The 9,523-nt window shown below is 71.9% G+C and carries 4 protein-coding genes; all 4 read right to left on the minus strand.

What is annotated here, in order from left to right; genetic code table 11:
- Nucleotides 1–2: 2 nt before the first annotated feature.
- Nucleotides 3–3,185 (minus strand): MYXO-CTERM sorting domain-containing protein, encoded by a 3,183-nt coding sequence (locus VD972_RS26720; RefSeq protein ID WP_324991570.1) that lies wholly within the window; start codon nucleotides 3,183–3,185, stop codon nucleotides 3–5.
- Nucleotides 3,142–6,705 (minus strand): flagellar motor protein, encoded by a 3,564-nt coding sequence (locus tag VD972_RS26725; protein WP_324991571.1) that lies wholly within the window; start codon nucleotides 6,703–6,705, stop codon nucleotides 3,142–3,144. The genes VD972_RS26720 and VD972_RS26725 overlap by 44 nt, the downstream gene beginning before the upstream one ends.
- A gap of 14 nt (nucleotides 6,706–6,719) precedes the next feature.
- The gene (locus VD972_RS26730; RefSeq protein ID WP_324991572.1) at nucleotides 6,720–8,546 is read right to left on the minus strand and encodes a hypothetical protein; all 1,827 of its coding nucleotides are present in this window, start codon (nucleotides 8,544–8,546) and stop codon (nucleotides 6,720–6,722) included.
- A 176-nt stretch (nucleotides 8,547–8,722) separates the two neighbouring features.
- The coding region (locus VD972_RS26735; protein ID WP_324991573.1) for a FecR domain-containing protein at nucleotides 8,723–9,523 on the minus strand (801 nt) is incomplete at its 5' end.

Here is a 9,523-nt window from a genome sequence, read left to right on the forward strand (position 1 = left end):
GCTCACGAGCGGCGGCGGCGGCGCACCGTCGCGGCCAGGCCCGCGAGCCCGAGCACCGCCAGCCCCGAGCCACCGCCCGAGCACCCACACCCGGCAACCGGAGGATCCTCCAGCAGACGCGAGATGGGGACGCTGCGCAGGAAGGACTGCCCGCCGAAGCGAGCGCCCTCGAGCAGCCGCGGGCGCACCACGTACGTGAGCCGGCCCGTGGTACTGCCCTCCAACAGGAGCCCCTCCACCTTGAGTGTGTCCCCCTCGAGGAGGGCCTCCACAGGGGTGCCATTGAAGCGCGCGCTCCCGGGCACGTAGTCCATGCCCTCGATGCGCTCCACGTGGTCCACCTGGCGCACGCCGCACTCCGTGGTGTTGCGCAGCTCGACGGACACGCCGACGAGATCGCTGTCGGTGCCCGTGGCCTTCTCGGTGAGGCGCTGCAGCTCGACGAAGGGCTCCGCGATGATGGGGAAGGCGATGGGCTCCGGCGCGTCCACCCTCACCTGATCGGAGGTGACGCTCATCAGCACGGACTGGCCAATCAGCTCGTCGAAGGCCGTCTCCTGCGTGGCCACCTCCATCCGCTGTCCGGAGAAAGCGTCCAGGATGAGCGGAGGCCCGCCCACCTGCCTCCACTGGAGCTCCAGCTCGGAGCAGGGTGCCTGGAGGCGCTGCTCCAAGATACCCGTGGCCGGTTGGCCACAGCGAGCCACCAGGGGTGCAGGCTCCACGAGGTCAAGCTGAGCCTGCTCCACGGCCGGCACGGTGATCGGCTCGGTCACCACCACCGAAGAGGGCTTCGAGTCGAAGGCCCACCTGCCGCCCGGCAGAGCCCCGCCGCCTGCGCCATCCACCAGCAGCTCTCCCTCGAGCTGGTAGGTGGCCCCCAGGCACGCTTCGCCGAGCGTGAACTGCCAGGGGCCAGGGACGGGGACGACCACTTCGCGGAGGATTGTCTGACCGCTCTTCAGCCTGAGGCGCGCCTGGAGCCCCAGGTCTCCCCGCTGCGGGAGACACCGGATCCCCGTCAGGCTCGCCGTCCCCGCCACGGTCTCCGCCGTCGAGGTGCTCGTGGAGAGCTTCACGGACCCTTCAGAGACCGGGTTCCAGTTCTTGTCCACCCTCACCAGGACGGTAGCGATCTCGCCCCCGCTCCCAAAGCCACCGCGCGTGTAGTGCTGGGCGGTGAGCGCGAACGAGACATCCGTGCACTCGTCCGCTTCGATGCCGAGTTCCTCTGTCACGGCGCTGGAGCCCGGGATCAACGCTCCGCCCTTGGCGCGCAACCGGACCCCCGGAGGCGGCAGCCCGCCGTCCGCGGTCGACCAGAGGGTATCCACCCCCGGAAAGCCCGTGGAAATCGCGCACGGGTGAGTGGGCATGTCAGGCCTCAGCCACAGGGGCGCACCCACGCTGGCCCCCGCCAGGACCGTCCCCTCCCTCCCCGCCGCGAAGGGACGGTGGGGGGCACCCCATGGCAGCACCTGGATGGTGAAGTCCGTGGGAAGGGAGCTCAGCCCTCCCTCGTCGATCGCAACCACGCGGTAGAGATGGGTCTCGCCCTGGGGTTTGCACATCATGTCGGGCGTCGGAAACATGGCGACCGAGTTCGTCGGCCCGGACACTGCGAGCGGCACGCCGCCATCCGACAAGGGTTTCCAGTTGAAGTCGCTGATGGCGCACGCAGAGCTCGCCTCGGCCGTGAGGGTCTTCGGCCCGCTTCCGGGCTGCAGGAGGATCGTCCCAGAGGGGGAGACCACGGGTGCCTGCGGGCGAAGCGTGTGCGGCACGAAGAGGAGATAGTCTTGGACCACCGCATGGGCATCCAGGCCGTCGGTGGCGGTGATCTGGAGGTTCTGGGTGATGTTCGCGCAGATCGTGCCCGCCTGGAGTGAGACGTCCAGGCCGCCCCCCACCGCCGCGGTCGTCATGGAGAAGCCCGGCCTCGAGAGACTGGCCGGCACCATTGCCAACCGGACCGCGTCCCCATCCAGGTCCGACGTGCGGAGCTGGACCGTGCGGCTCGTCCCCTCTTCCAGAGAGAACGGCTCGGGCACACCCGGCGCCACCGTGAGCGTGGGTGGAGCGTCGTTGGTGTAGACGAAGAGGTTGGAGGTATCCGCGACGGTCTGAGCGATGACACAGGTCTTCGCGCCCAGACACTTCAGGTATCGGGGTGCGGTCAGCGAGGTGGGCACCGTCGGGTTGGCCCGCCACTGGGTGGCGATGTCCTGGGGCTGGTCCGTAGGCACCGCGCTCACCAGGGTGACTTCGCCCGCGCGCAGGACCGTCGCCATCCCAAAGCCATCTCCGTGCAGGGCACCGGGCCCCGTGTTCACATCCACGGCCGCGACGGCTCCCGGGCCTCCAGGCAAGGACACCTCCTGGAAGGGAGTCCCGCCGTCCGTCACGAGCCGTCCCCGCTGGAGCCCCGTGGACCAGCCAAACAGAGCCGTCGGGGTGTTCCCTCCACCGGCAAACAGATCGATCGTCTGCACCTCCTTGGCCGGAGGGCCTCCATCGAAGACGCGGAAGACCCCTGTCCGAACGCCATCCACGAGCCAGTGCAGCTGCGTCTCTCGGGTGAGCCCCGTCGCAATCAGGGCATGATCGGAGGTGCCGTGGTGCACGACCCCCAGGGTCATGGGAGTCCCCGTGAGCGAGGGCTGCCCACCCTGGCCCCAGGGCCTGCTGTCGAAGTTGGCGGGAGAGGTGAACCCGATCCGCGTCCCCGCAGGGGAGAACTCTCGTCCCATGGCGTAGGCGGCCCCCGTCTCGGTGGCCTTCACCCGGAGCACCTGGATGGACGTGTTGCCGATGGGGCCCGTACCGTTGGCACAGAACGCCGGGAGCACCGACTCCACGGTGTCGCCGTCCAGGAAGGCCAGGAAGCAGCCCCCGCTCATGCGGTAGGTGCCCGAGGGATAGCGTGGCGGGACCGAGGGGATGCTCGCCAGCGTCGTCCCATCTGTGCTCAACAGCCAGGCACCCGTGCTGGTCGACACCGAGAAGAGGCTCGGATCCCACACCTCCACGTCATTGGGGACTCCCTGGACGCTCCTCACGCTCCACCCGGCACGGGCTGAGGGGGTGATCGCTCCCAGCAGCACGCCCACGATCAGGGCAAGCCGCAGCCGTGGCCGCCACCTAGTAGGCCAGTTCTGCTCGGAGGTAGAGCCGGTCTGACTCATCCGTCGTCTCCTCAGACAGCCCCAGGCCGCTGAAACCCAACACCGTGTAGCCTGCGGCGAAGCGCAGTCCTTCGTCCACCCGATACCCCACCTCGGCCCGAAGCGCACTCAGCGATCCACCCTCGTGCGCCGAGGTACGCCGTGCGACCTCCACCGCGGTTTCCAGACCCCCGACCACCCGGACCGAGGGCCGCAGCGTCCCCGTCCCCACCCAGGCGGCGGCATCCCCCAGACTCGAGCGGCCCGCGTGCAGCCCGGCCGCCACCGACACCCGGTCTCCCAGGCGAACCGCGGGCAACAGCGAGAGGACCTGGAGGGCCCGATCGCCGAACGCGCCCCGAGCCCCGGGGAGCAGCTCGCGAGTGACACTGTAGCGCGCCACGACGAGGAATGGACCTGGGCGCCAGGCGGCGGCGGCCGAGCCCTCCAGCAGCCGCTCCTCCAGCCGCTCGGCACCCACCGTGCGGGCGAAGTTCACACGCCCGGAGAGGCTCAGGTCCTCTCGCAGCAGCGCCTCGGCGGCCAGCGCCACCACCGCCTGCAGGCGATCCACGGCCCCCTGCGCACCGCGCACCGGAGTACCCCGCTCGCGGCGCACCTCCGCCCGGGCGTCCACCCGGAGACGCTCTCTCACGAGCTGCCCGAAGAGGCCTCCGCTGTCGCGCGTCAGTGAGGAGGGCAGATCCAGCGGGTTGCGGACGCCCCGCTCGTAGCGCCCGCCCACCTGCAGCCCGCCGAAGACGGCCTGCTGGAAGCCCACCGCACGGGCCCGCCGCACCGCGTTCGCGTCGTGCGCGCTGATGTCCTCCACGAAGACGCTCGCCCCACCCTCCAGCTCGGTGCGGGCCCCCATCACCGCGCGGCCCGCGCCGAAGTCCGGACCGTCCACGTCCACCGAGTAGCCGCCGTAGAAGACCTCGGGCCCCCGGCGCGAGGCGGCGTTCGCCCAGACCTGCGGGCCCAGCTCCGGCCCCCAGCCGCCGCGGAGGCCCACGGTGGTGTCCTCGTCCAGCTGCACGTCCACTCCTGCCGAGGCAAACGAGTCATCCACGCTGCCTGGGCCCTCTCCCCGGCGCAGGAGCGCCTGTCGATGCCCCGCCGAGAGCACCACCCGCTCGTGAACGCGCAGCCGCCCCTGGAGCCCCACCGACGTCCTTCCTCCCGCCAGCACGGGCCCCTCCCCTGCCACCTCGGAGGCGCGCAGCCATGCATCCCTCAGCTCCAGGCGCACGCTCCAGGACTCGCGCTCGTAGCTGGCGCCCACCCCCAGCGTGCGCGCGGCAATGGAGGAGGGAGCGAACGGCAGGCGGGGATCCGCCGAGCGCCGATCGTCCCCGAGCAGCGTGAGGCGAACGTCCCCCACCGGCTGTGAGGCGCGCAGGGAGAGCTGCCGGAAGAGTGCGGCCTCCGTGTGGGCACCGTCGGAGAAGCCCCGATCCCGCCAGCGGAACGCCGCGTCCACCGAGCCACCCTCGAGCGGCCCCGGGCCATGCACCCGCACCCCGAGGGCCTCGCCGCCCGTGGCCAGGTCCGCCCCTGGCCGCAGGTACGTGAGGCCGCCGTCATCCGAGACGCCGAACACGCCTGGGGAGATGGCCTGCCCCGAGCTGTGCGCCACCTCCGCCTCCAGCGTGTAGCCGCCCAGCGCTCCACGCGCTCGTCCGGAGAAGAGCCCATAGGGAGCCCCCGCGCGGCGCTCGCGCACGGCGGCGAGCGACACCCGCGTGCCGCCCCACTCCGCCCAGGCCTCGCCACCGGCTGTGTCCCGAGAGCCGGACAGCTCGAGCGCGGCGTAGTCGGCGACGAGGACGGGCTCCGGCGCCGCCGTCAGGGCATCGGTGCGCAGCCAGGGGTAACCGGTGAGGAACGACAGCGGGCGCGCCAGGAGGATGCGCCCCGCGGCATAGTCGATCTCGTAGTCCCGGCCCCGGATCAGGTGCTGCTCGGCGAGCGGCAGCCCGGTGAGCCCGTCCCGCAGCTCCACCCGCAGCAGCTCGGAGCCCTCCACGACGGCGGCCGCGCCCAGGAAGTAGAGGCTGCCTCCGGTGGCGTGCAGCTCCTCGTGGGCCGGCCTCGTGGACAGCCCTCGGACGGGATCCGTCAGGCTCCCGGCGAACGCGTTCACACCGAGGCGGACGGGGCCCGCCTCCGTCTTCAGCTCCGCGAAGGGCCCGAAGAGGGGCTGGTGGTAGCGGCCGATCTCCCCGTCCGCCATCAAAGCTCGGTACGTCCCGACGCCCGCGCGGCCATATGCATCGTGCCGGGCCTCCAGGCGCAGGCGGCCCTCCGCGGCGTTGGGGGCCAGGCCCACGGAGTCATCCCCCCACTCGTCGATGGCCCGCTCCGGATCCAGGCTCCGCTCGAAGCGCTCGGGCAGGCGTGGGCGCAGCCAGGCCGCCGCGTCCTCACGCCGCAACGTCCGGAAGTCCGTGTCACGCAGATCCAGCTCGCCCAGGAGTTGGAGCTCGCCCAGCCGTGCCTCGACATGCGCCGCCCCGCGGCCATGGAGCTGGAAGGCCCCATCACCGAGCGAATACGCGCCCTCGAGATCCAGCAGCCCCACGAAGAAGGGCCGCGCCACGGCGACGATCGACACCGTCTCCTTCCAGGGAGACTCGCCCGGCCGCTCGAGCTCGAGCTCCACCCGGTTGCGTCCCGGCGAGAGCAGGATCGGCACCTCGGCCTCGCCCTGGGGCCCTACCGTCACCTCGCCCTGTGACGTGCGCACGCGCGTCCCCTGAGGGGCCTCCACCCGCAGCGAGGATGCGCCGCTGGGGACCTCCTCCTCACGCCCGGCCGGCAGCCGCAGCACGCCCACGGGCTCGATGGCGCGGGGGGCGAGCAGCCAGCTCCCCTCCCGCCGCACGGCGTCGACCCGCTGGCGGAAGAACCGCGCCGTACCTCCCGGCGACGTCGCGGTGATGGAGAGGACGTTCTCTCCGGCCCTGAGCAGGACGGTGGAGCGGTACGTCCCATCCGCATCCACCTGGGCCTCGGTGTCCGCGATGCGCACCTGATCTCCCGGCGAGGCCTGCCCTGTCACGACGAAGGCGACCCCCTCCTCGCGGATCTCCGCCTGAGGAGGAGCCTCCGCGGGAGCAGAGGCCAGGGCCTGCACGGACTCCACACGGATGCGGACCGCGAAGTCCTGGAGGACGACAGCGCCCCAGGGCACCTCCACGGTGGCGGCCTCGACGCTCGCCCTTCCCCCGGGCGGCAAGGTGCGCGGGTCCACCCGCAGGCGGTGGCGCCCAGGCCGCAGGTGCACGCCGCCCGTTGCATCCGGAGTGCGCGAGTCCACGCCCGTGAAGTGGTAGCGCCCCCGCGAGTCCGTGCGCACCTCGCTCCCCGTGGCGAGCACCAGCCGCACGCCCGGGACGCCCGGCTCTTCCGGTGCGCAGCGCCCATCCCCATCCCGATCGTCACACACCCGGCCGGCAAGGGTGGACGAGAGCCCCGGCGGATCCTCCACGGGCTGCTGCGCCTGGGCGGCCCAGGGGAGGAACGCAACGCCGAGCATGCACGCGAGCCACCTCACGGCTTCACCTCGGCAACGGCCGTCATCCCCGTCTGCACGTCCGCCACGGACACACTCACACGCCCGGGCGCCGCGCCCACGACGCGGAACCGAGTCTTCCCGTCATGGACCTCCACGGCCTCCTGGCGTCCCGAGGAGAGCGCCACATGCACCGGACGATCCGGGAGCCGGTTGCCCCGGAGATCCTCCACCCAGTACGCCACCTGGGCTCCGTCCACCTCGAGCCGGACGTTCACGGGCACGAAGGGCTCGATCCGGACCTTGCGCGCCACGGGTGCCGGTACCAGCGGTGGATCCTGCGGGTACACCGGACCGCTCGGCCCCAGCACATGGATCACCTTGCGCAGCCCTGGCCAGACGCCGTGCACCACCTCGAACTTCCCAGGGCGCAACGGGCCCAGGCTGACCGTCCCATCCACCCCTGTCTCACGCTGCTCGCCGCCGACCTTCAGCGGCTGAGCGGGGATGGGCAGCCCGGCCAGATCCGACACGCCGACCTGGAGCTCCCCGTCCCGCACCCAGGCGCTGATGCGCGCCGGCTCGCTCCCAGTGGGCCCGAAGGCGCGCGCGATCACCGCGACCTCTCCGGCAGGCCCCTCGGCGGGCACGTTCCAGCGGCTCTGGAACACGCCAGGGCGCTCTTCCCGAGGCGGGGCGAGCGTCCCCTCGGAAGCGCTCAGCGCCACCTGCGCTCCGGGCCGCCGCCGGCTGAAGGCATCCTCGACCGTCACGCTCACGCCCACCTCGGCGCCGCGGTGCACGAGCGGCTCGGCGATGGCCTGGGAGATCTTCTCCACCGGCCCCTGCACCAGCTGGAGCGTCAGCTCCTCCCGAGAGCTCGAGCCTCTCTGAGGCCACGCCGCCAGGATGCGCTCGGGCTCCGTGGGGAGCTCCCGGGGCGCGGTGTAGATCCACTCGAGCAGGCCTCCCTCGGCCCGCTGGGGCCCCTTCAGGGTGCCATAGCGCGGCCTCGCGGTGACGCGTGCGTCCGGCACGAGGCGGCCCGACCGATCACTCGCCGCGCACAGCATCCGCGCGCGCGCGGCCCCGTCCGCGGGCAGCCGCGTCGGGTTGAGCACGCAGGCCAGGCCATCTGTGGGCGGCAGGCCCAGATCGATGGGCCTGCGCTTGACGTTGCCCGCCTTGTCCATCACCCGCCCCTGCCCGAAGGGATGCCCGGGCGGAACCACCACGGGGAGCTTGAAGCTGCCATCACTGCCGGCCTGTGCCGGGCCAAATGTCGTCCCGGCGATCATGATGGAGATCTGCGCGCCCGGCTCCGTCTCGCCCGGCAGCTCCACCGCCGCCGCCAGCGGCACCAGCATCTTCCCGTACGCGCCATAGATGGACTGCGGATGAGGCCACGCCGAGAGCGCCACGAGGATGGCCACCTCCGGGTAGCTCGTCCCTGGCAGCACGTAGCGGGCGCGGTACGTGCCCGGCCCCGTCCTCGCGAGCGCCTCCACGCGGCCGACATTCGCCCGCACCACCGGTGGTGCTCCGGAGTCGTCCGGTGCGCCATCCGGCCGCAGCATGCGCACGGTGAGGGTGGCCTCCTTGTCCCTTCCCTTCACAGGCCTGGGCGGCTCCAGCGCCAGCGTCACCTCGGCGGCCGGAGGCCCGATCGCATAGCGCGCCTCTGCCCGCAGCGCGCCGGAGCGGGCTCGCAGCACCACCGCGCGTGCGCCCGGCTGGGGCATGACGAGGAAGGTGCTCAGCGGCGGCTGCGGGGGCCCGGGGCGAACCTCCGCGCCCTCGGCGGACAGCACCGGCGCCTCCAGGGGAGCGAGGGCGCCTGAGGCGTCTCGCCTCACCAGCGCCACGGCAAAGGCCTCCGGCGGCACGGCTTCGGAAGGCCCGAGGAGTTCGAGCGTATCCGCCAGCGCTGCCGAGGAGAGCAGCAGAAGCAGGACTGGAGCGAGCCGGTTCAGATTGCCGCTGACTCTACAAGCGACTCCGAATTCCCAGAAATCCTATCTCGCAGGTCGGCCCCCAAGAGTTATTCCTGACCTTCTCCGGGTGAGTCCTGACCCCCGGAATTACCCCAGGGGACCTTGACCTTCATCGAAGGAGCCTGGGTGTCGACGTTGAACTTCTGGCTGGCCTCCTCCTTCTGGCCACCCACGGAGGAGACCTTGAGCTTCACGTCGTTCTCCCCTTCTTTCAGGGACACGGTGCGGGTGAAGGCGCCGTCCTGGCCCGGCGAGAAGCTCTCCCCGGCGATCTCCAGCCGGGTGCCCGGCTCGGCCTGACCCTGCACGGTGATCTCGCGCTTGTTCTGCCGGGCGGAGGGCCACTGCACCTTGCGCAGCAGGCTGGAGGGGATCTTCACCGGCTCCGAGGGGCCAGCGGAGCCCGGCCGCACCACGGACTGCTGGCCGGCGCGGACGATGACCACCTTGCCATTGCCGAGGAACGCCACCTCGCCCTCGCGCGTGCCGACGGCCACGGTGCCGGCCCCATCGTTGCTCATGGTGAAGATACCCTCGGTGGTGCGCGCCACGGCGTCGGTGCCGGCGGCCCTCACCTCGAAGGTGTGCCGCTTGCCGGCGCGCACGGAGGCCGTCGCCATACCGCTGGCCAGCAAGAAGCGGGACACCTCGGCCGTCAGCTCCTCCAGTGACACCTCGGTGCCGGGCTCCACCCGCACCTCCGCCGACTCGCCGATGAGCACCGCGTACGAGCCGTCCTTCGTGCGCATGGCCTCCGAGGGGTGCAGGACCCTGCCGGCCTTCACGACCTCCCACGTTCCGTCCGCGCGCCGGACCTCCACAGTCCCGGACACCTCGCTGATCTGCAT

Source organism: Hyalangium sp. (assembly GCF_035629615.1).
In the GTDB taxonomy this organism is placed as follows: Bacteria; Myxococcota; Myxococcia; order Myxococcales; family Myxococcaceae; genus Hyalangium.

Coding starts and splice junctions, on each gene's coding strand:
- VD972_RS26720 (WP_324991570.1), bottom strand. CDS start 3,185: ATGAGTCAGACCGGCTCTACCTCCGAGCAGAACTGGCCTACTAGGTGG.
- VD972_RS26725 (WP_324991571.1), bottom strand. CDS start 6,705: ATGCTCGGCGTTGCGTTCCTCCCCTGGGCCGCCCAGGCGCAGCAGCCC.